Origin of the sequence: Paludibacterium purpuratum (assembly GCF_004363805.1) — a bacterium.
In the GTDB taxonomy this organism is placed as follows: domain Bacteria; phylum Pseudomonadota; class Gammaproteobacteria; order Burkholderiales; family Chromobacteriaceae; genus Paludibacterium; species Paludibacterium purpuratum.
This window is the reverse complement of sequence record NZ_SNZP01000005.1, coordinates 214,248-237,132: the sequence shown is the minus strand read 5'-3', so window position 1 is coordinate 237,132 and position 22,885 is coordinate 214,248. Positions and strand designations below refer to the sequence as shown.

Here is a 22,885-nt window from a genome sequence, read left to right as displayed (position 1 = left end):
CTGAGGATTCGTCTGAATTCTACTGCATTGCGAGCCGATTGCGTTGTCGGCTCTCGCTCTCTCCCCCGGATGTCGGGTCGTTTTCTCTGCACTCGCACTTGATACAAAGCAATCATGCCCTGATATCCAGTTCATTGAATGTGCTAAACTCTCCGTCATTTTGGCCTAGCTGGCTCCCCTGGATTCGATAGATGATTTCCACGCTCCTCAAGAAAGTGTTCGGCAGCCGCAACGAGCGGTTGTTGAAGCAGTACCGCCAAGTGGTGGTTCGCATCAATGCCCTTGAAGAAGGGATGCGCGCATTGTCCGACGAGGCGCTTGCGGGCAAGACCGCGGAATTTCGCGAACGGCTGACGGCCGGCGCCGCGCTCGACGATCTGCTGCCCGAGGCCTTCGCTGTCTGCCGCGAAGCATCGCGTCGCGTGCTCGGCATGCGCCATTTCGACGTGCAGCTGATCGGCGGTATGGTGCTCAATGCCGGCAAGATCGCCGAAATGCGTACCGGCGAGGGCAAGACCCTGGTGGCGACGCTGGCGGTCTATCTGAATGCGCTCACCGGCCGGGGGGTTCACGTCGTCACGGTCAACGACTACCTCGCCAGTCGCGATGCCAGCACCATGGGGCGCCTGTACAACTTCCTCGGCCTGTCGGTCGGCGTGAACCTGAGCCAGATGGATCACACCGCCAAGCAGGCCGCCTACGCCGCCGACATCACCTACGGTACCAACAACGAATTCGGCTTCGACTACCTGCGCGACAACATGGTGTTCAACCTGGGCGAAAAGGTACAACGCAAGCTGGCGTTCGGGGTGGTCGACGAAGTCGACTCGATCCTGATCGACGAGGCGCGCACGCCGCTGATCATCTCCGGCCCGGCCGAGGACAACCTCGACCTCTATACGCGCATGGACGCGATTCCCGGGCAGCTGCGCCGCCAAGACAAGGAGGACGGCGAGGGCGATTACTGGGTGGACGAAAAGGGCCACGCGGTGATGTTGTCCGAGGCTGGCCACGAGCGCTGCGAGCAGTTGCTGGCCCAGACGGGCATGCTGCGCGAAGGCGACAGTCTGTACTCGGCCTCCAATATTTCGCTGATGCACCATTTGATGGCCGCGCTGAAGGCGCACTCGCTGTTCCTGCGCGACCAGCAGTACGTGGTGCAAGACGGCGAAGTGATCATCGTCGACGAGTTCACCGGCCGACTGATGCCGGGTCGCCGTTGGTCGGATGGTCTGCATCAGGCTGTCGAAGCCAAGGAGCGCGTGGAAATCAATCGCGAAAACCAGACACTGGCCTCGATCACCTTCCAGAACTACTTCCGCCTGTATGGCAAGCTGTCCGGCATGACCGGTACGGCCGATACCGAAGCCTACGAATTCCAGGAAATCTATGGCCTGGAAACCGTGGTGATCCCGACCAATCGCCCGATGGTGCGCAAGGACGCGCAGGACAAGGTATATCGCACTGCCGCCGAGAAGTACCAGGCGATCGTCGACGACATCGCCGATTGCCATAAGCGCGGTCAGCCGGTACTGGTGGGCACCACTTCGATCGAAAACTCGGAATTGATCTCCGGGCTGCTGACCCGCGCCAAGTTGCCGCATAACGTGCTCAACGCCAAGGAACATGCGCGCGAAGCCGAGATCGTGGTTCAGGCCGGCCGTCCAGGCGTGGTGACCGTGGCGACCAATATGGCGGGCCGCGGTACCGACATCGTGCTCGGCGGCAATCCGGAAAACGATATCCGCGCCATCGAGTCGGACGAGACGCTGAGCGATGCCGACAAGCAGCAGCGCGTCGAGACATTGCGCGCCGAGTGGCAGCAGCGCCACGATGCGGTGCTGGAGGCCGGCGGCCTGCATATCGTCGGCACCGAACGCCACGAGTCGCGCCGGATCGACAACCAGCTGCGCGGCCGTTCCGGCCGTCAGGGCGACCCGGGCTCCTCGCGCTTCTACCTGTCGCTGGAAGATCCGCTTTTGCGCATCTTCGCGTCCGACCGCGTCGCCGCGATCATGGAACGGCTCAAAATGCCGGCCGGCGAAGCCATCGAACATCCGTGGGTCAGCCGCTCGATCGAAAATGCCCAGCGCAAGGTCGAGGGCCGTAACTTCGACATCCGTAAGCAATTGCTCGAATACGACGACGTCGCCAACGACCAGCGTAAGGTGATCTACCAACAGCGTAACGAGATCCTTGAGGACGAGGATGTCAGTGCGATCGTGGCCAACATGCGCGAAGGCGTGCTGGGCGATCTGATCGATCTGCACATTCCGTCGGACTCGATGGAAGAGCAGTGGGATCTGCAGGGTCTGGAGAAGGTGCTGGAAGGCGAATACCAACTGCAAGCCCCGGTTGCCGAGTGGTTGCAGAACGAAGCCAACCTCGATATTCCCGAGATCCGCGAACGTATCCTACAGTTGGCCGAGGAAAGCTACGGCACCAAGGTCGAGCTGGTCGGCGAAGAGGGGATGCGCAAGTTCGAACACTCGATCGTGTTGCAGATGCTCGATACCAACTGGCGCGAGCACCTGTCGGCGATGGAGCATCTGCGCCAGGGCATTCACTTGCGCGGTTATGCGCAGAAGAATCCGAAGCAGGAGTACAAGCGCGAAGCCTTCGAACTGTTCGCCGATATGCTCGAACGTATCAAGCGCAGCGTGGTGGGCGTGTTGATGACCGTGCAGATCCGCAGTCGCGAAGAAGTCGAGGCGCTGGAGACGCACGAGGAGCGCGAGACCGCGTTGTTGCATGACAGCCCGGCCTCCAGTCTGTCCGAGGACGAACTGAGCCCGGAAGCATTGGCCAACCGCGGGCTGCGCATCGGTCGCAACGATCCGTGTCCATGCGGCAGCGGCAAGAAATACAAGCAGTGCCACGGTAAGTTGGCCTGACGCCGGTACTGCATTGCGACTGCGACGCCACGCCCATCGAAGCGTGGCGTTTTTCATGCGCTATCCCGATCGCCGGCGCCGCAAGTCGGAATGCGAGTAGTCCGCCCCTACCGTCGTCTGGTAGGCTTACAGTAAATCACCATAGCCCTGGCCAACATGACTGAAAACGAAACCCTGTACCTGGCGTCCGGCAGTCCGCGACGTCGAGAGTTGTTAACCCTGCTTGGGCTGCATTTCGAGCGGATTCACGCCGAGGTGGATGAGTCGGTGCTGCCCGGCGAGGCGGCGCGCGCCTATGCCGAGCGTTTGGCACGAGCCAAGGCCGATGCCGGCTGGGCGGTGGTGCAGAGCTGCGGCTTGCCGTCGCGGGCGCTGTTGGCGGCCGATACCACCGTGGTGCAGGACGGCGTGATTTTCGGCAAGCCGGTCGATGAGGCCGATGCGCGTCGCATGTTGCAGACTTTTTCCGGCCGCACCCACCAAGTGATCACCTCGGTGGCGGTGCGTCGGGGCGAACAGATCGAGTTGGCGACCTCGGTGACCGATGTCACCTTCCGCAAACTGGATGAAGACGCTATCCAACGCTATCTGGATAGCGGCGAGGCCTTCGATAAGGCCGGCGCCTACGGTATCCAGGGGCTGGCGGCGGTGTTCGTCGAGCGGATCGACGGCAGTTTCACCGGCGTGGTCGGCTTGCCGCTGTTCGAAACCGCCGAGCTGTTGTCGCGCTTCGGCTACGTCTTTCCTTAAGGGGGCATGATGCATCAGACCATTCCCCTGCCGCGCGATCTGCCGCGCCACAAGGAGCAGATCCTGGTCAACATTACGCCGCAGGAGACCCGGGTGGCGGTGTTGGAGGATGCCATCGTCCAGGAATTGCACATCGAGCGTTCGGCCAGCCGCGGGATCGTCGGCAATATCTATCTCGGTCAGGTCAAGCGGGTGTTGCCGGGCATGCAGTCGGCCTTCATCGAGATCGGTCTCGAGCGCGCGGCGTTTCTGCACATCGCCGACGTGCTGGAGCAGCGCCAGCACCCCACCGAGCCGCAACGCATCGAGAAAATGCTGTTCGAGGGGCAGACCGTGCTGGTGCAGGTGATCAAGGACCCGATCGGCACCAAGGGCGCGCGCCTCTCTACCCAGATCAGCCTGGCAGGTCGCTTCCTGGTGCATCTGCCGCAAGAAACCCACATCGGCATCTCGCAAAAGATCGAGAACGAGGAGGAGCGCCAGTCGCTCAAATCCCGGCTGGAGCTGTTGCTGCCGCCGGATATGCCGCACGGTTTTATCATCCGCACCAGCGCCGAGACCGCCAACGACGAAACGCTGGCCGCCGACGTCGACTATTTGTCGAAGTTGTGGTCGGATATCCGTTACAAGTCGAAGAATCTGCCGGCGCAATCGCTGCTGTACGAAGACCTGCCGTTGTCGCTGCGCGTGCTGCGCGATATGGTGAGCGAAGCCACCGAACAGGTGATTGTCGACTCGACGGAGAACTACAGCCGGATGACCGAGTTCGCCGAACAGTACGTGACGCTGGCGGTGGACAAGATCCAGCGCTATAGCGGAGAAAGACCCCTGTTCGAACTGCATGGCATCGAGGCTGAGATCGACAAGGCGCTGGCGCGGCGCGTCAATCTGAAGTTCGGCGGCTATCTGATCATCGACCAGACCGAGGCGATGACCACGATCGACGTCAATACCGGCGGCTTCGTCGGCAACCGCAACTTCGACGAGACGATTTTCAAGACGAACCTGGAAGCCACCCAGGCGCTGGCCCGCCAACTGCGACTTCGCAATCTGGGCGGCATCATCATTGTCGACTTCATCGATATGGACAACGAGGACCACCGCAGCGCGGTTCTCAACGAGTTGGCCAAATCGCTGGCGCGCGATCGTACCCGGGTGACGCTCAACGGTTTCACCAGCTTGGGACTGGTGGAGATTACCCGCAAGCGCACCCGTGAGAGCCTGGCGCACGTACTGTGCGAAACGTGTCCGCAGTGTCAGGGCCGCGGCGAAGTGAAGACGGCGCAAACCGTGTGCTACGAGATCCAGCGCGAAATCGTGCGCGAGGCGCGCCAGTTCGAAGCGCGCGGCTTCCGCATCCTGGCGGCGCAGCCGGTGATCGACATGTTCCTCGACGAAGAGTCGCAAAGTTTGGCGATGCTGGTGGATTTCATCGGCAAGCCGGTGTCGTTGTCGGTCGAGGCGTCGTACACGCAAGAACAGTTCGACGTGGTTTTGTTGTAACGAGCGGGCAGGGCGCCGTATCCCGAGCCCCCAGGATTGAGAGTTCCGATGTCCGATATGCCTTACGACCCCTTGTGGTCTGCGATTTTGCTGGAGGCCCAGGCTGCCGCTGAAGCGGAGCCGCTGTTGGCCAGTTTCTTGCACATGACCGTGCTGCGTCACCGTTCGCTGGAGGACGTGCTGGCGTTTCATCTGTCGAGCAAGTTGGCGAGTCCGGTGATGGACGCGCGCGCACTGATGGAGTTGTTTCGCGAGGGGTTCGATTCCGATCCGACGATCATCGCCAGTGTGCGTGCCGATATCGAAGCCTGCTATCAGCGCGACCCGGCCTGCGACGGCTATGCGACCCCGTTGTTGTATTTCAAAGGATTTCACGCTATCCAAAGCCAGCGCATCACTCACTGGCTGTGGCAGAACGATCGTCAGCCGCTGGCGCTGTTCCTGCAGAATCGCATCTCCGAAATCACCGGCGCCGACATTCATCCGGCCGCCAGGCTTGGGCATGGCATTTTGCTGGATCATGGCACCGGCGTGGTGGTCGGCGAGACCGCGGTGATCGGCAATAACGTGTCGATCTTGCATGGCGTGACGCTTGGCGGTTCGGGCAAGGAACGCGGCGACCGCCATCCGAAAATCGGCGACGGCGTCATGCTCGGTGCAGGCTCCGCGGTGTTAGGCAACATCCATGTCGGCGAGTGCGCCAAGGTGGGGGCCGGCAGCGTGGTGCTGGACGATGTGCCGGCGCACTGTACGGTGGCCGGCGTGCCGGCGCGCGTGGTCAGCCAGGGTATCGGCGGTACGCCGGCGCTGGATATGGATCAGCGGGTGTAATCGGCCATTCTGCATGCCGATGCGCTTCATGCCGGATCGTGCCGCCGGGGGTAAATGCCTTGTTCCGAGGGTCCCTGGTGTAAAATCCGGCTTTTCATGCTTGTGAGATGCACATGAGTTCAGATTTACTGGCCGGCCTCAACCCGGAACAATTGCGCGCGGTCACCTGGCCGGCGCAAAGCGCCCTGGTGCTGGCGGGTGCCGGTAGCGGCAAGACCCGTGTGCTGACCACGCGCATCGCCTGGTTGATCCAGACCGGGCAGATCAGCCCGGCCGGCGTGCTGGCGGTGACCTTTACCAACAAGGCTGCGCGCGAGATGCAGGCGCGGTTGTCGGCCATGATTCCGGTCAATGTGCGCACCATGTGGATCGGCACATTCCACGGTCTGTGCAACCGCCTGCTGCGCATGCATTACCGCGATGCCGGCCTGCCGCAGACTTTCCAGATTCTCGATAGCCAAGATCAACTGGCCGCCATCAAGCGGTTGCTCAAGAGCCTGGAGTTGTCGGACGAGAAATTCCCGCCGCGCACAGTGCAACACTTCATCAACGGCAATAAGGAAGCCGGCAATCGTGCCGACCGGCTGACCGCGCACGACTACTATGGCCAAAAGCTGATCGAGCTGTACGCGACCTATGACGCGCAGTGTCGGCGCGAGGGCGTGGTCGATTTCGCCGAATTGTTGCTGCGCTCCTACGAGCTGTTATCGGCCAATCAGGCGCTGTGCCAACATTACCGCAGTCGCTTTCGCTTTATCCTGGTCGACGAGTTCCAGGACACCAACCGCCTACAGTACGCTTGGCTGCGCCTTCTGGCCGGTACCGATAACGCGCTGTTCGCCGTTGGGGACGACGACCAGTCTATCTATGCCTTCCGCGGGGCCGAGGTCGGCAACATGCGTTCGCTGTTGCGCGACTATGGCATCGGCGACGCCATCCGCCTGGAGCAGAACTACCGCTCGGCGGGCACGATCCTCAAGGCGGCCAATGCGCTGATCGAGCACAATGACGGTCGCTTGGGCAAGAATCTATGGACCGAAGCCGGCGATGGCGAGGAGATCCGCTTCTACGAGGCCTGGTCCGATGGCGACGAGGCCGAATTCATCGTCGACGAGGCGCGCGCGCTCAAGCGCGAAGGTCTGAATCTGTCGGATATGGCCGTGCTGTATCGTTCCAACGCTCAATCGCGGGCGCTGGAACATGCGTTGGTCAATGGCCGCATCCCCTACCGCGTGTACGGCGGTTTGCGCTTCTTCGAACGTCAGGAAATCAAGCATGCGTTGGCCTACCTGCGGCTGTTGGCCAACCCGGAGGACGACAATGCGCTGCTGCGCGTGATCAATTTGCCGGCTCGCGGCATCGGCGCGCGCACGGTGGAAGGATTGCAAGCGGCCAGCGCCGAAGGCGGCATGTCGTTGTGGCAGGCGGTATGTGGCGCCGGCGGCGGCAAACGCGCGACCAGCCTGGCCAAGTTCGTGCTGCTGATCGACGCCATGCGCGAGCGCTCGGAAGGGCTGACATTGGCGGAGACCGTCAGCCTGGCCATCGACGACAGCGGGCTGCGCGCCATGTACGAGCAGGACAAGAAGGAGGGCGAGGAAAGGCTGGCCAACCTGGATGAATTGATCAACGCCGCCGCCGCCTTCGTGGCCGATGAGCCGTCGCTGGCGCTGATCGAATTTTTGACTTCGGCGGCGTTGGAGGCGGGCGAACATCAGGCCGAAGCCGGCGAGGACGCGTTGCAGTTGATGACCGTCCACGCGGCCAAGGGGCTGGAGTTCGACGCGGTGTTCGTTTCCGGTCTCGAGGAAGGGCTTTTCCCGCATGAAAATAGCCTGAACGACGATAAGGGGCTGGAAGAAGAGCGTCGGCTGATGTACGTTGCAGTGACGCGGGCGCGCAAACGGTTGTACCTGACCTGTGCTCAAGCGCGTATGTTGCACGGGCAAAGCCGTTACCCGATCCGTTCCCGTTTTGTGGACGAAGTGCCGGCGGCGTTGGTGAAGGTGTTGTCGAGCCAGAGTGCCTCGGCGTCGCCAGCCGCCCCGGCCGCTTGGCAAAGTGCGCCGGCGCCGCGTCGTTCGACGGCGGAAATCGGCGGTTTTCGTATCGGCCAATCTGTTTGTCACGCCAAGTTCGGGCTCGGCGTGGTGGTGAACGCCGAGGGTGCTGGCAGCGACGTGCGCCTGCAGATCAATTTTGCCGAACACGGCATGAAATGGCTGGATTTGCGCTATGCCAAGCTGCAGCCGGCCTGATCGCGGATATTGACTGAGGCAAATAATGGCAGACAAGCCGCAATCTCAGACTCCTGTCATCCAGTCGGCCCAATTGGGGGTGACTGCCGAGGCGGGCCACCGTGAAGAAGCTTATCGCAATAGCTTCGGCGGACGGCTGTTCTTGGTGGTCGACAGCGTGCCGGAAATGCAGCGCGCCATGGGCATGACGCTGTCGTCGTTCGGCGCGGAGAAAGTCGAGTATGCCAACCGCGCCAGCGACGCCTTGTCGAAAATGGGGCGTTATGACTTCGACGTCATCCTGTGCGACTACGATCTGGGCAACGGTTACGACGGCCTATACCTGTTCGAGGAGGTCAAGGAACGCAACCTGATCAAACAGTCTTGCGTGTTCATGATCGTCACCGGCGAGCGACGCTCGCAGCGGGTGATCTCCGCTGCCGAGCTTGCGCCGGACGACTACCTGCTCAAACCTTTTTCCGGCGAGATGCTGTCGCAGCGCCTGTCCAAGGCGATGCGCAAGCGCACCGCCTTCCGCCCGATCGACGAAGCCATCCTGCGCAATGAGTATCTGGCGGCCATCGAGATCTGCAATCGCAAGATTGCGGAGCGCGGCGAGTTCACGCTGGACTTTATGAAGATCAAAGGTTCGTTGTCGTTGCGTATCGGCGACTTCGATACCGCGCGTAGCCTGTACATGGAAGTGCTGCGGCTCAAGGACGTGCCCTGGGCCAAGCTGGGGCTCGCCAAGGCGCTGACCGGCCTCAAGTCGCATGACGAGGCGCGCATGCTGTTCGAGGAAGTGCTGGCCGACAACGACCGCATCATGGAGGCCTACGATTGGCTGGCGCGCCTGCATCGCGACGGCGGCGACTTGGTTCGCGCACAGGCCTTGTTGCAAAAAGCCACCGATCTGTCGCCGGTGGTGATTCGCCGCCAGAAGCAACTGGCCGAGGTGGCGTTCATGAACAACGATCTGCCGGTGGCCGAGTTCGCCTGCAGCGAAACACTAGAGATTGCCAAGTACACCTGGCACCGCAGTCCGAACCATTACGCCATGTTGGCGCGTGTCCAGTTGGCGCAGGGCGAGACGGGCAATGCCAGCCGCACGCTGGGACGATTGCGGCGCGATTTCCGCTACAACCAGGCCGGCGAGTGGATGGCCGATGTCATCGACAGTCAAGTGCAAGTGCATAGCGGCAACGGCGTGCGCGCCGAGCAGTTGCTCAAAGATGCCGAGACGCGCTTCGAAGTCTTGGTCGACGGGTTGGACGCCGAGGCGCAGATGGAGTTTGCCCGGGCCTGCTATGCCCAGCACAAGACGCAGTTGGGCGATCGGGTGATGCGCGACCTGGTGCGCAACCACCACGACGACGAGAGCATGCTGGCTCGGCTGGGCACGCTATTCGACGAAGTCGGACGCGGCGATGCCGGCCGGCAACTGATTGCGGAGAACGTGCAGGGTGTGGTCGATATGAACAACCTGGCGGTGAAGGATGCGCAAAGCGGTGCCTACGAGGCCGCCATCGAACGCTTCGCCCGTGCGTTGACCGAAATGCCGAGCAACATCCAGATCATGCTCAACTTGGTTAACGCCACCATGGCCTATGTGCATCGCAACGGTTGGCACGAAAGCTATATGCGCCGGGCCAGCGAATTGTTGATGAAGGTACGCGAGGTGGCGCCAACCAACAATAAATTTCAGAAACAGATGCAATCTTGGCGTCTATTGACGGAAAAACTGGGTAAGCCGCACTGGGGGTTGTGAGTTTTTCCTTTGCCGGGTCATAGTATTGTTTCATGCTTACGACATGTTGGTTTTCTTGTCTCCCAAATATCTAAATGAGCTGAAACCTGGGGCGATTTCAATTACAATATTCTGTTATTCCATCAAAATTATGGCATTGCCATGCGGATGAGACTGGTCTACCTGACCTGCACTTTGCTGTGGCTGGTGATGAGCGTTCTGATCGGGCTGTCTTTTATCAGCCGTTCGGTCTTTCTGGCCGAGCAGGACTTCCATGCTTTCGAGCAGCGCTTGGTCGAGCGGATCGGCCAGACGTTGGAAGCCAACGAAGTCGTGCTCTACAGTTACGCGGCATTTCAGTCGATTGCCCGGACGGATGTCGAAAAACAGGCATTTGCCGCACGGCTGATCGCACATAATCCACAAATCAAACGTTTGTTTTCTTTCGACGATTCGAATGCGGCGCCGCGCGATGGCTTCCTGTCGACATTGAGCGATGCCGATCGGCGTCAGTTGATGACGCTGCGCCAAGCGGTGGTGGCACGGCATGGCGCACCGGTTATGAAGATGGACGATCGGCCAAACAGCGAGCCGAGCTTCTACTTGGTGCGAGCCATCGACCCCAGCATGCGACATTTCGTGGCCATGCAGGTGATGGCCGCCGCGCTGTTGCCCGATCTGACGAAACTGCCGGCGGGCGGCTATCTGCGGCTATGGCAAGGCGAGCAGGGTAACCGCTGGCTATTGGCGCGCCAGACAGCGTCGCGCAGCGCGCTGGAAAACCTGTTGTTTCCTCAGTTCAACTCGCTGCATCAGCTTGGCGGGGTGGCACAGCCGTTGACGCTACAGCTGTCCTGGCAGTTGGGCTTCACCGAGGTTCGCCGGCTTGACTGCGTCGCGGCTGGCGTGATCTCGCTGGGACTCCTCATTGCGATGCTGCTTGGCTTGACGCGTTATGCGCGTTTCCTCGAGGGAAGCCAAGAGCGCGAAATGCGTCTGTTCTACCTGGCCAATCACGATCGGCTGACCAATCTGGCGAACCGCAACTTGTTCTACGATCGCCTGCAGCATGCGATCTCGCGTTTGAACCGCAAGGGTAGAAACTTGGCGGTGCTGTTTCTCGACATGGATCGCTTCAAACCGGTCAACGATACCTACGGGCATGCCACCGGCGACCGCGTCTTGCAAGTGATCGCCGCACGGCTCAAGGCCGAGCTGCGTACCGAGGATACGGTGGCGCGGCTTGGCGGCGATGAATTTGCGGTGCTGATCGAAGAAGTCGAGTCCAAGCAGGAGATCATCCTGGTGGTCGAGCGGCTGAAGCGGGCGATCGAACGCGCTTACGAATTGGATGGCCATACCATCCGCCTCGGCGTCAGCATCGGGGTCGCCTATTATCCGGAGGACGGCGTGTTGATCGAAGAGCTGCTGTCGGTGGCCGACCGCAAGATGTACGGCGAAAAGAACGAGCCGGTGCTGGCGGTATGACGGCGGGGTGGATGCGAACGGGATCGATTTGCAGTACAATCGGCCCAAATATTTGTTTCAGGAGTCGGCATGTACCAGTCTGATTTCACTAAATTCATGCAAGAGTACCTAGCGAGCAACCCGCAGGTCGACAGCGACCGCCAGGCATTGCGTTTGACCTGGTGGGATCGCCAACCCGACCTGGACGATCAGCGTCGCTGGCGCGAATCGCGCGTGCCGCAGAAGCCCTACGTTTATCAGCCGGACTGATCGGCCGCCTTCCTCGCCGCAACGCCCTCTGGGCGTTGTTTGTTTTTCCGTAGCCCCTTTATATGACCCGACAATCGATACCGCTTGACGCTACCCTGACGGATTATCTGCACGCGATTGGCGTGACCGAACACCCTGTGATGCGCGAATTGCGCGAATACACCGCCGCCCATCGATTGGCCAAGATGCAGATCGCCCCGGAGCAAGGGCAATTCATGGGGTGGCTGGCACGGTTGATCGGCGCCCGTCGCTATTTGGAGATCGGTGTATTCACCGGTTACAGCGCTTTGGCGGTGGCTTTGTCGCTGCCGGACGATGGCGAGGTGGTCGCCTGCGACGTCAGCGAGGAGTTCACCCGAGTCGCTCGCGAGTATTGGCAAAAGGCCGGCGTGGCCGAGCGTATCCAACTGACGCTGCAGCCGGCTGCACGAACCCTGCAGGAGTTGTTGGAGGCGGGTCGGTACAACGATTTCGACATGGCGTTCATCGATGCCGACAAGCCCGGTACGCCTGAGTATTTCGAAGCGTGTTTGCAACTGGTGCGTCCCGGCGGCGTCATCTTGCTGGACAATATCTTTCTTGGCGGGCGCGTCCTGGCGCCGCAGCCGAACGACCCGCCCGGCGTACATGTGATGCATACCTTCAATGCCGGGCTGGCCAAGGACGCGCGTATTCGCCTGTCGGTGTTGCCCATGGGAGATGGGATGACGTTGGCGATGAAATTGTGAACCAACACTGAATTAGCATGTCGGATAGCATTTTGGGTTCCTTGTGACGGCACGGCCTGCCATGGCCGGTGCTATGATGTCTGCAGACCCCCAACATAATCCGAACTATGCTGAACCGCCGTCCCCGCCGTCAAATCAATCAGATGAATGTCGTCCCCTATATCGACGTGATGTTGGTATTGCTGGTGATCTTCATGATCGCCACGCCGATGTTTTCGCCGGGCGTGGTCGATGTTCCCAGCGTCTCGCAGGCGCGTACGCCCGATATTCAGCCGGTTGAAGTAGCGCTCGATACGGCCGGCACGATTACCCTGAGGAGCGTCGACGCCACGCGCACCTTTACCAGTGTCGACGAATTGGCCTCCGCGGCGGCCGCCATGGCGCAAAGCGATCGCCCGTTTGCCATCTCCGCCGAACGCAACATGAAGTACGAAGATGTGCTCAAGGTTGCCGACGCCCTGCACAAGGCGGGGATCAAGCGCGTGGCGTTGACGGTGAAGCAAAGCCAATGAGTCCGGCGCGTGGATTGAGCCGTTCCATTCTTGTTTCCCTGTTGCTGCATGCGGCGTTGGCATTGCTGCTATGGTTTGCCGCCCGTGAGACCATTCTGACCGAGCCCGCACCGGTGTCGGTCGAGCTATGGTCCGCCGCCCCACCCACCCCCGCGGTCGTCGCCAAACCGGTGGAACAGCCACAGCCGCCCACGATGCCGACCCCCGAAGCGCCCAAGGCGGATGTGCAATTGGGTAAAAAGCCCGAGGTGAAAAAACAGCTAGCCTCCCAGCCCAAGCCGGAAGCCAAGCCCAAGGCGGAAACGAAGCCCGCCAACAAGGGCAAACAACCTGCCAAGCACTATAACGACGACAGTAACGATCTGCTGGCCGAACTGGGCAGTAGCAACACCTCGCGCGCACCCAACGCCCGCATCGACCAGGCCGGCGCCCAGGGCGGTGTGGCCGGCGGTTCCCCTCGCGGAACGAGCCAGGCGCGCGACAACTACGCCGCCAAGGTGCGGGCCAAAATTCTGCCGCTGGTGCAGTTGCCGCCAGGCCTGCAGGGAAATCCTATGGCGGTTGTGCAGGTGGTTCTGCTGCCAACGTTGGAAGTGCGTAGCGTGACGCTGCTGCAAACCAGCGGCAACACGGCCTACGATGAAGCGGTGCAGCGCGCGATTCGCGAAGCGGGCACTTTCCCATCGCTACCCGCCGGTACCCGGTTTGGCGATGTGCGTCAGTTGCGCCTTGAATTCAGACCACACTGAAAATGGGGCGTATGCCACCAAAAAATTGATCTCCGAGGGAACTAATGCTTAGCTTAAAGCCTCTGTTGAGGACGATATTTGTTGTTGTATCCCTGGCGAGTTCTTTAGCTAGAGCGGATATGACCATTGAAATTGTCGGTGGCGGGTCGACCCGGCATGCCATCGCAGTGGTGCCGTTCAAGGATGAAAGCACCCGTTTGCGCGACCCGTTGACGCTGGTGGTACGCAACGATCTGAATCTCTCGGGCATGTTCCGCGTGCTCGATACGTCGAACGTGAGCGATGTGCCGCATACCTCCGCGGCGATTCAATATCCGCTTTGGCAGGGTGCCGGCGCCCAATCGGTGGCGGTGGGGACGGTGAGCGACGCCGGCAACGGTCAGGTCACTGTGTCGTTCAGCCTGATGGATGTATCGCAGAAAAAGCAACTGACCGCCGGGCAGTTCACGGTGGGCCCGGATCAGGGGCGCCAGGTGGGACACAAGATCGCCGACATGATCTATCGGGCGATCACCGGGCAGCCGGGTATTTTTAGCACGCGGATCGTGTACGTGCTTAAGCAGGGCAACGCCAACTACCAGTTGCAGGTGGCCGATATCGATGGCGGCAGGGCACAGACCGTGCTGCGCTCGAAGGAGCCGATTATGTCGCCCGCCTGGTCGCCGGATGGCCGCTATCTGGCCTATGTGTCTTTCGAGACCCATAAGCCGGTGGTGTGGGTGCAGGATCTGGCCACCGGTCAGCGCCGTGCGGCCGCCAATTTCAAGGGCAGCAACTCCGCGCCGGCCTGGTCGCCGGACGGTCGGCAACTGGCGGTCGTGCTGACCACGAGCGGCAATTCGGAGATTTATTTGGTCGATGCCGCCGGTGGCGGTGCACCGCGCCGCCTGACCCGCAGCGATGCGATCGATACCGAGCCGTCTTGGTCGGCCGATGGCGCGAAAATCGTCTTCGTGTCCGACCGGGCGGGCGGGCCGCAGATTTATAGCATGGCGGCGACGGGCGGCGATGCGACGCGGTTGACCTGGCAAGGCAGCTACAACGTGTCGCCGCGCTTGTCGCCGGATGGCAATACGCTGACGTTTATCCAGCGCCAAGCGGGCGCATTCCGCGTAATGATGCAGGATCGCGCCAGTGGCGATGTGCGGGTGTTGTCGAGCGATCCGTACAACGAACGCCCAAGTTTTGCGCCTAATGGCCAAATGGTGCTGTACGCGAGTGTCCAAGGTGGCCAGAGCGTGCTCTATGCCGCGACGCTGGATGGCGGTAATAAGGCTCGTCTGGCCGTCTTGAACGGCGAAGTGCAGGATCCGGCCTGGGGGCCGTTTACCCATTGATTCGTTTTAGAAAGGGAGCAAACATGAACTGGAAACAATTGCTGATTGGTACCGCCGCGGCCTCCTTGTTGGCAGCGTGTTCGAGCACCAAACCGCCAGAAACCACCGCCCCCGTGGCTAGTCAGCCGACGACCGCGGTGGCGCCGACCACGTCGAGCGAGCAGAGCCAAACGGCGCTCGACCCCTTGCACGACCCGAACAGCCCGCTGGCACAACGTAGCGTGTACTTCGATTTCGACTCTTCGGTGGTCAAGGAAGATTATAAGGGTCTGATCGGTACCCATGCCGATTACCTGAAGGCGAACGGCAATCACAAGATCACCATCCAGGGCAATACCGATGCGCGCGGCAGTCGCGAATACAACCTAGCGTTGGGCCAGCGTCGCGCCGAAAGCGTGAAGAAGTCCATGGAGGTGCTGGGCGTGGCGGATAAGCAACTGGAAGCCGTCAGCTTCGGTAAGGAAAAGCCCAAGGCCACCGGCACCAGCGATGCCGATTATGCCGAGAACCGCCGCGCGGATATTGTCTACGACGGTCAGTAAGCTCGACGCCCGCGGGCGTCATGACAGCCGGGCCGGGTATCGCTAAGATATCCGGCTGTTCCCCTTCACGGAGCTCTCAATGAAACGCCTTGCCATTGGCGGTGCCCTACTGGCGCTGATTTCCGGCTGTGCAACCAATGCCGATCTGGAAGACACCCGTCAGCAGATCAACCAGGTCAATCAGCAGGCCAGCGCGCGCCTGTCGCAAATCGAGACCAAGTTATCCAACGATAAGCTGCTCGACATGGTCAGCCAACTGGACGATCTGCGTGCCCAGGTGGCCAAGCTTTCCGGCGAAGTCGAGGTGCTGAACTACAATCTGCAGAGCACGCAGAAGCGGCAGAACGACCTGTATGCGGATCTGGACGGCCGCATGAACAAGCTGGAGGGCTCGTCGTCGCCGGCGGCTGCCAGTAGCGCACCGGCCGCTGTCGTGCCGCCGGTCGCCGGCAATGGCGCTCAGACCGTGCCGGATTACGACCGCGCGTTGAATTTGCTGCGCCAGCGCGATTTCGCCAATGCCATCACGGCACTTGGCCAGTACATCAAGCAGAATCCCAACGATCCGCAAGCGGCCGATGCCCTGTTCTGGCAAGGCGTGGCGCACACTGCGCTGAAACAGTACGATGCGGCGATCGCTATTCACCGCCAGTTCGTCGAGCAATATCCGAATCACCCCAAAGCGCCGGATGCCATGCGCAATGTCGCCAGTTGCCAAATCGAACTTGCTCAGAACGACGAAGCCAAAGTGACGCTGAAGCGCTTGATCAAGCTGTACCCCAAGAGCGCCGCTGCGACCAAGGCCAAGGCGATGTTGAAGAAGCTGTAGCTAGGGGTTTTTTATTCCTTCCACATAAAGACACTACCCGACGTGAGTGCGCCATCGGTTAAAATCATGTTTTTTCACGCATCGGTAGCGAAAAGACATGATTGAAGTCGGCATCGTGATGGGCAGCAACAGCGATTGGGACGTCATGCAGCACGCGGCACGCATGTTGCAAGATTTTGGCGTTGGCTATGAGACCCGGGTGGTTTCGGCGCACCGTACACCGGATCTGCTGTTCGAATATGCCGAAAATGCCGGTGCGCGCGGATTGAAAGCCATCATCGCCGGTGCCGGCGGTGCCGCCCACTTGCCTGGGATGTTGGCCGCCAAGACGCCGGTGCCGATTCTCGGCGTGCCGGTACCCTCCAAATATCTACGTGGCGAAGACTCGCTGCTGTCCATTGTCCAAATGCCCAAGGGCGTGCCGGTGGCGACTTTCGCCATCGGCGAGGCAGGCGCCGCCAATGCCGCGTTGTTCGCGATTGCCATGCTGGCGGCGGGCAATCCGGCGCTGGCCGACCGGCTGACCGCTTTCCGCCAGCAGCAGCGCGACACGGTGTTGGCCATGACCCTGCCGGACGTACAGTAAGATGCGCGCGATTTTACCGCCGTCGATGCTGGGCATCCTGGGGGGCGGCCAACTCGGTCGCATGTTTGCCATTGCTGCCCGTACCATGGGTTACCGTATCACCGTGCTCGATCCCGATCGGTCAGCGCCGGCGGCCGATTTTGCGGATGTCCACCTCTGCGCCGCCTACGACGATGCCGAAGCGCTACGCCAGATGGGACAGACTTGTGCCGCCGTCACCACCGAATTCGAAAACGTCAGCGCCGAGTCGATGGCGCTGTTGGCGACGCTGACACGGGTTGCACCTTCCGCCGAGTGCGTGGCCATTGCCCAGGATCGCATGGCCGAGAAGCGCTGGATCAACCAGGCCGGTCTACCGACCACCGCCTGGCTGCCGGTGATGACCGACGACGATTTGCAAGGCGATTTGACTCGCTATCTACCGGGTATCCTGAAAACCGCGCGTCTTGGTTACGACGGCAAGGGGCAGGCGCGGGTGCACACGGCCGATGAGGCGCGTGCGGCATTCGCTGCGCTGGGCGGGCAGGCTTGCGTGCTGGAGAAGATGCTCGAACTCAAGCTGGAAGTGTCGGCGATCGTGGCACGCACGAGCCGTGCCCAGGTCGAAGTTTTTCCCGTGGCCGAGAACAGCCATCGCGATGGCATTCTCGATATTAGCCTGGTGCCGGCGCGTATTGCCCCTGACTTGGCCCGCCAGGCGCGCGATATGGCCCGCCGGCTTGCCGATGCCCTCGATTACGTCGGCGTGTTGGCAGTCGAGTTCTTCGTGTTGGCGGACGATTCGCTGGTCATTAACGAAATCGCGCCGCGTCCGCACAATTCCGGCCATTTCACCCTCGATGCTTGTTTGACCGACCAATTTCAGCAGCAAGTGCGCACCTTGTGCGGCTTGTTGCCGGGCAAGACGGCCCTGCTCTCGCCGGTGGCCATGGTCAACCTGCTGGGCGATTTATGGCAGCCGGACGGCACCCCGCCGAATTGGGACGTACTGATGGAGGCGCCAAATGCCCATTTGCACTTATACGGCAAGGCCGAGGCGCGCCCTGGGCGCAAAATGGGCCATTTCAACGTCTTGAGCGATAGCGCGGCGTCGGCGCTCGATCAGGCGCAGGCGTTGTACGACACACTGTAGCAACCGAATTTTCGAGCAAGGGTATCGAGCGATGAGCGGCATTAGCACCACCAATCTGAAGAGTCTGCAGAAAATCTATTCGGGCAAGGTCCGCGACCTGTATGCCATCGATGACCAGCGCATGTTGATGGTGGCGACCGACCGCCTATCGGCTTTCGATGTGATTCTCGACGACCCGATTCCCGCCAAGGGCCAGATCCTGACCGCGATTTCCAATTTCTGGTTCGAAAAGTTGTCCGGTGTCGTACCCAACCATTTGACCGGCGACCGGGTCGAGGACGTGGTTGGCGCGGAGGATCTGCCGCAGGTCACGGGGCGCGCCGTGGTGGTCAAGCGCCTCAAGCCGGTGCCGATCGAGGCGATCGTGCGCGGCTATCTGGCCGGCTCCGGCTGGAAGGACTACCAGAAGAGCGGTGCGGTCAGCGGGATCCCGCTGCCGACGGGTTTGGTGGAAGCTCAGCAACTGCCTGCCGCGATCTTTACGCCGTCGACCAAGGCGGCGGTCGGCGATCATGATGAAAGCATCAGTTTTGCACAGTGCGCCGAACTGATTGGGCCCGAGTTGGCCGAACAAGTGCGTGCCAAGGCCATCGAGTTATACCAAGTGGCTAGTCAATATGCATCAAGTCGTGGGATTATCATCTGCGATACCAAATTCGAATTTGGGCTCGATCGCGACGGAACGCTGACTTTGATGGACGAAGTGCTGACGCCGGATTCCAGTCGTTTCTGGCCAGCCGACCAGTATCGTCCAGGCAGTAATCCGCCAAGCTTCGACAAGCAGTTCGTTCGAGACTGGTTGGAGGCCAGCGGTTGGAACAAGCGTCCGCCGGCACCGTCCGTACCGCTCGAAGTGCGCCAGAAGACCGCCGATAAGTACCGCGAGGCGCTGACCCGTCTGACGGCCTAGGGGGGGTGGTCCCAGCCGACTGCTGGAGGGACAAGGGCGCAATCGCGGCGAGCATTGCGCCCTTTTTCATGGATGGAAGACATGCTATTACAACCGACGCTTGAAACGTTGCGGTTGCGGGTGGCGCCGGTCGATCCGATTCTTGCCCCTGCCATGCTTGACTACCAAATCCGCAACCGTGCGCACTTGGCACCCTGGGATCCGACGCCCGGCGCGCAGTTTTTCACCCTGGCCTTCTGGCAAAGTCGCTGTCGGTTGCGAGTTCGAGAGTGGCAGGAGGGGCGTTGCGCTTCGTTCGTGCTGCAAGCACGGCAAGCGCCACAGCAGGTGATCGGAACGGTGTCGCTGTCTCAAATCCAGCGCGGCGTGGCACAGTATGCGATGCTCGGGTACGGTTTGGATCAGCGCTGCGAAGGCAAAGGGCTGATGTTCGAGGCGCTGCAGGCGGTGTTGGCCTTCGCTTTCGACGACTTGAAGCTGCACCGGCTTCAGGCCAATTACCAGCCGGCCAATCTGCGCAGTGCCGCTTTGCTGGCGCGCTTGGGCTTCCAGATCGAGGGCCGAGCCAACCAATATTTGTTTCTCGATGGTGCGTGGCGCGATCATGTGATGACAGCGCTGATCAATCCAAATTTCGATGCCTCCGACATGCTGTAGTCCCTGCCAGGAGTACCATGGATTCCCTGCAACTGAAGGCGCCCGATGGCGCCGACATTTCCCTCTACCGCTGGCAACCAGCCGGTGCGCCACGTGGGGTGCTGCTGATTTCGCACGGTCTTTCCGAGCATGGGCAGCGCTACGACCGTATGGCGCGCGAACTCTGCCTGGCCGGATTCGTGGTTTATGCGCTGGATCACCCCGGGCATGGGCCGCGGGCGGAGGTGCCGGGCTTTTTTGCCGAACGAGACGGATGGCGGCGTGTACTCGACCGATTGGATGTGGTACGCCGCCACCTCGATGACACTCACCCGGGCCTACCGCTGACCTTGTTCGGTCATAGTATGGGTTCGTTCGTAGCGCGTTGTTATTTCTTGCAACACGGCGAGGGCTTGGCGGCGCTGGTGTTGTCCGCCACCGGTTATCGCCAGGGGGTGCTTGCGCGGGTGATGCGTCGTGTTGCTATGGCCTGGGGCGGGCTGGTCGGACGGCAAGTGCCGAGCCGCTTTTTGGCACGGCTGATCTTCGGCGGCTTCAATTTGACCTTCTGGCCCAAACGTACGGCGGCGGACTGGCTGTCGCGCGATGCGGACGAAGTGGATCGCTATTTGGCCGATCCGCTGTGTGCCGCTTTCCCCACGGCCGGACTATGGGTGGATCTATTTGGAGGCGTGGTGGCGATGGAGCGCTCGGAAAAGCACGCGCCCGACCTGGCCAGCGCCTGCCCGGTGCTCTTGCTGGCCGGTAGCCGCGATCCGGTCAGCCTGGGCTATTTCGGCCTCAACCAACTGGCCGCGCGCTATCGTGCCGCTGGCTTGAGCCAGGTTGAAGTCCGGGTCTATCGAGGCGGTCGCCACGAGATGCACAATGAGATCAATCGCGATGCCGTCATACGCGACTTGGTGCTATGGCTGGAGGGACGGGGCGCCTTGCTGCCGGTGCCGTTGGCAGTGGTGGCGCAGCCTACGTTCTGATCGAGTACCCTTGCCGGCTCGACGGTTGCGAGCCGATTTTATCCGTTCGCTTTCTATGCCATTGACAACTTACTTACTAGTCAGTATGTTGTTTTGCCATAGAGCAGGTTCACCGTTCCGAGCCTTGCCCGTTCGCCAACTGCGTTCACCGAGACCATGACATGACAGCTTATCCGCACTTGCTGGCCCCGCTCGATCTGGGATTCACCACGCTGAAGAATCGCGTTTTGATGGGGTCGATGCACACCGGCCTGGAAGAGGCCCCGGGCGGCTTCGAAAAAATGGCGGCGTTTTACGCCGAGCGCGCCGCCGGCGGCGTCGGCTTGATCGTGACCGGGGGGGTCGGGCCGAATGCGGAAGGCTGTGTCGGCGAGGGGGCTGCCAAGTTGGCGTCGGAAGAGGATGTGGCGCATCACCGCATCGTCACCGAAGCGGTGCATGGCGCTGGCGGCAAGATCTGCCTGCAGATCCTGCACAGCGGTCGTTATAGTTTCCAAGAGGGCTGTGTGGCGCCCTCGGCGTTGATTGCGCCGATCAATTTCTACAAGCCGAAGGCGCTCTCGGAAGAAGAGATCTGGCGCACGATCGGCGATTTCGCTCGTTGCGCGCGCCTGGCTCAGCAAGCCGGTTACGACGGCGTCGAAGTCATGGGCTCGGAAGGCTATCTGATCAATCAGTTCATCGCTGCGGCCACCAATAAGCGCACCGACGAGTGGGGCGGCAGTTTCGCCAACCGCATCCGCTTCCCCTTGGAAGTGCTCAAGGCCGTACGCAAGGCGGTCGGACCGAACTTCATCATCATCTATCGCCTGTCGATGTTGGATCTGGTCGACCAAGGCAGCCGCTGGGAAGAGGTGGTCGAACTGGCCCACCTGGTCGAAGCCGCCGGCGCGACGATCATCAACACCGGTATCGGCTGGCATGAGGCGCGCATCCCGACCATCGCCACCATGGTGCCGCGCGCCGGTTTCGCCTGGGTCACCAAGAAGTTGATGGGGCAGGTGAAGATCCCGTTGATCACGACTAACCGCATCAATATGCCGGAAGTGGCCGAACAGGTTCTGGCTGACGGCTGCGCCGACATGGTTTCCATGGCGCGTCCATTCCTGGCCGACCCGCAGTTCGTCAATAAGGCCGCCGCCGGTAAGAGCGATGAAATCAATACCTGTATCGGCTGTAACCAAGCCTGTCTGGATCATATTTTCCAGGGAAGGCTGACTTCTTGTCTGGTCAACCCGCGCGCTTGTCGCGAGACCGAGTTCGTTGTCCAACCCGTTACCCGCAAGAAAAAGCTGGCGGTGGTCGGGGCCGGGCCGGCGGGGCTGGCCTTCGCCACCGAGGCGGCTGCCCGCGGCCATCAAGTGACTTTGTTCGACGCGGCGGATCGGATCGGCGGCCAGTTCAATGTCGCCAAGCAGATTCCCGGCAAAGAAGAGTTCTATGAGACGCTGCGCTATTTCGCCCGCCGTCTCGAACTCACCGGCGTCGAATTGCAGTTGAACCGACGCGTATCGGCCGAGGATCTGTCCGCTTTCGACGAAGTGGTGCTGGCGACCGGTATCGCACCGCGCACACCGCCCATTCCCGGGGTGGAGCATCCGATGGTGCTGAGCTATCTAGACGTTCTACGCGACAAGAAGCCAGTCGGTAAACGTGTGGCAATCATCGGCGCCGGCGGCATCGGTTTCGATACCGCAGAATACCTGGCGCACCAGGGCACGCCGCCCTCGCTCGACGTCGCCGCCTTCATGCGCGAGTGGGGGGTCGATATGGCCGTGGCCGAACCGGGCGGGCTCAAGGCTTCCGGCCCGCACCCCGAACCCAGTCCACGCCAGATCTGGCTGCTGCAGCGCAAACCGGCTAAGCCGGGCGAGGGGCTCGGCAAGACCACCGGCTGGATTCATCGCGCCAGCTTGAAGATGAAACAAGTCGAGATGCTGGGCGGTGTGCAGTACGACCGTATCGACGACGAAGGTTTGCATGTGACTATCAAAAACCAGCCGCAGCTGCTGGCGGTAGACAATGTGGTGATCTGTGCCGGGCAAGAATCTCTGCGCGAGTTGCAGACACCGCTCGAGGCGATGGGCATGACCGTCCACCTGATCGGCGGCGCCGATGTGGCCACCGAACTGGATGCCAAGCGCGCCATCGCGCAGGGTACGCAGCTGGCCGCGGAGGTTTGACGGGCTGGCGCTGTGGGGCATAGCGGCGGCGAATGGCAGTCGGCGGG

General features: G+C 61.2%; 20 protein-coding genes. All 20 read left to right on the top strand.

Annotated elements, in window-relative coordinates; translation table 11 throughout:
• Nucleotides 1–191 precede the first annotated feature (191 nt).
• The 20 genes from secA (at nt 192) to DFP86_RS07975 (ending at nt 22,838) form a co-directional block, all read left to right on the top strand.
• Complete coding sequence (gene secA / locus DFP86_RS08070; protein WP_133679941.1) at nt 192–2,894, top strand: preprotein translocase subunit SecA; 2,703 nt, start codon at nt 192–194, stop codon at nt 2,892–2,894.
• Between the two features lie 156 nt (nt 2,895–3,050).
• Nucleotides 3,051–3,644 carry a Maf family protein gene (locus tag DFP86_RS08065; RefSeq protein WP_133679940.1) on the top strand — a complete coding sequence of 198 codons (594 nt, stop codon included), beginning with the start codon at nt 3,051–3,053 and terminating at the stop codon, nt 3,642–3,644.
• Between the two features lie 6 nt (nt 3,645–3,650).
• Nucleotides 3,651–5,147, top strand: coding sequence for a ribonuclease G (gene rng, locus DFP86_RS08060; RefSeq protein ID WP_133679937.1), 1,497 nt, complete (start codon nt 3,651–3,653; stop codon nt 5,145–5,147).
• A gap of 48 nt (nt 5,148–5,195) precedes the next feature.
• Entirely contained in the window at nt 5,196–5,978 is a 783-nt protein-coding gene (cysE, locus tag DFP86_RS08055; RefSeq protein ID WP_133679935.1) for a serine O-acetyltransferase, read from the top strand.
• Between the two features lie 113 nt (nt 5,979–6,091).
• A complete protein-coding gene (locus DFP86_RS08050; protein ID WP_133679933.1) occupies nt 6,092–8,236 on the top strand; it encodes a UvrD-helicase domain-containing protein in 2,145 nt (714 codons plus the stop codon).
• A gap of 25 nt (nt 8,237–8,261) precedes the next feature.
• Nucleotides 8,262–9,983, top strand: a complete 1,722-nt coding sequence (locus DFP86_RS08045) for a response regulator (protein WP_133679931.1) — start codon at nt 8,262–8,264, stop codon at nt 9,981–9,983.
• 141 nt (nt 9,984–10,124) lie between these two features.
• A complete protein-coding gene (locus tag DFP86_RS08040) occupies nt 10,125–11,450 on the top strand; it encodes a GGDEF domain-containing protein (RefSeq protein WP_133679929.1) in 1,326 nt (441 codons plus the stop codon).
• 69 nt (nt 11,451–11,519) lie between these two features.
• Nucleotides 11,520–11,699 carry a DUF3460 family protein gene (locus tag DFP86_RS08035; protein ID WP_133679927.1) on the top strand — a complete coding sequence of 60 codons (180 nt, stop codon included), beginning with the start codon at nt 11,520–11,522 and terminating at the stop codon, nt 11,697–11,699.
• Nucleotides 11,700–11,761: 62 nt separating this feature from the next.
• Nucleotides 11,762–12,427, top strand: coding sequence for a class I SAM-dependent methyltransferase (locus tag DFP86_RS08030; protein WP_133679925.1), 666 nt, complete (start codon nt 11,762–11,764; stop codon nt 12,425–12,427).
• A 107-nt stretch (nt 12,428–12,534) separates the two neighbouring features.
• The gene (locus DFP86_RS08025) at nt 12,535–12,939 is read left to right on the top strand and encodes a biopolymer transporter ExbD (protein WP_133679923.1); all 405 of its coding nucleotides are present in this window, start codon (nt 12,535–12,537) and stop codon (nt 12,937–12,939) included.
• Nucleotides 12,936–13,688 carry a cell envelope integrity protein TolA gene (gene tolA / locus DFP86_RS08020; protein ID WP_133679921.1) on the top strand — a complete coding sequence of 251 codons (753 nt, stop codon included), beginning with the start codon at nt 12,936–12,938 and terminating at the stop codon, nt 13,686–13,688. The genes DFP86_RS08025 and tolA overlap by 4 nt, the downstream gene beginning before the upstream one ends.
• A 44-nt stretch (nt 13,689–13,732) precedes the next feature.
• Entirely contained in the window at nt 13,733–15,025 is a 1,293-nt protein-coding gene (tolB, locus tag DFP86_RS08015) for a Tol-Pal system beta propeller repeat protein TolB (protein WP_133679919.1), read from the top strand.
• A gap of 23 nt (nt 15,026–15,048) precedes the next feature.
• Nucleotides 15,049–15,567 (top strand): peptidoglycan-associated lipoprotein Pal, encoded by a 519-nt coding sequence (gene pal / locus DFP86_RS08010; protein WP_133679917.1) that lies wholly within the window; start codon nt 15,049–15,051, stop codon nt 15,565–15,567.
• Nucleotides 15,568–15,646: 79 nt separating this feature from the next.
• Entirely contained in the window at nt 15,647–16,396 is a 750-nt protein-coding gene (ybgF, locus tag DFP86_RS08005) for a tol-pal system protein YbgF (protein WP_133679915.1), read from the top strand.
• Between the two features lie 97 nt (nt 16,397–16,493).
• Nucleotides 16,494–16,982, top strand: a complete 489-nt coding sequence (purE, locus tag DFP86_RS08000) for a 5-(carboxyamino)imidazole ribonucleotide mutase (protein ID WP_133679913.1) — start codon at nt 16,494–16,496, stop codon at nt 16,980–16,982.
• A 1-nt stretch (nt 16,983) separates the two neighbouring features.
• Nucleotides 16,984–18,114: a 5-(carboxyamino)imidazole ribonucleotide synthase gene (locus tag DFP86_RS07995; protein ID WP_133679911.1), complete on the top strand. Its 1,131-nt coding sequence runs from the start codon at nt 16,984–16,986 to the stop codon at nt 18,112–18,114.
• A 31-nt stretch (nt 18,115–18,145) separates the two neighbouring features.
• Nucleotides 18,146–19,024 carry a phosphoribosylaminoimidazolesuccinocarboxamide synthase gene (locus DFP86_RS07990; RefSeq protein WP_133679909.1) on the top strand — a complete coding sequence of 293 codons (879 nt, stop codon included), beginning with the start codon at nt 18,146–18,148 and terminating at the stop codon, nt 19,022–19,024.
• Between the two features lie 81 nt (nt 19,025–19,105).
• Nucleotides 19,106–19,681: a GNAT family N-acetyltransferase gene (locus DFP86_RS07985; RefSeq protein ID WP_133679907.1), complete on the top strand. Its 576-nt coding sequence runs from the start codon at nt 19,106–19,108 to the stop codon at nt 19,679–19,681.
• A 17-nt stretch (nt 19,682–19,698) separates the two neighbouring features.
• The gene (locus tag DFP86_RS07980) at nt 19,699–20,655 is read left to right on the top strand and encodes an alpha/beta fold hydrolase (protein WP_133679905.1); all 957 of its coding nucleotides are present in this window, start codon (nt 19,699–19,701) and stop codon (nt 20,653–20,655) included.
• Nucleotides 20,656–20,816: 161 nt separating this feature from the next.
• Nucleotides 20,817–22,838, top strand: a complete 2,022-nt coding sequence (locus DFP86_RS07975) for an NADPH-dependent 2,4-dienoyl-CoA reductase (RefSeq protein ID WP_133679903.1) — start codon at nt 20,817–20,819, stop codon at nt 22,836–22,838.
• Nucleotides 22,839–22,885 lie beyond the last annotated feature (47 nt).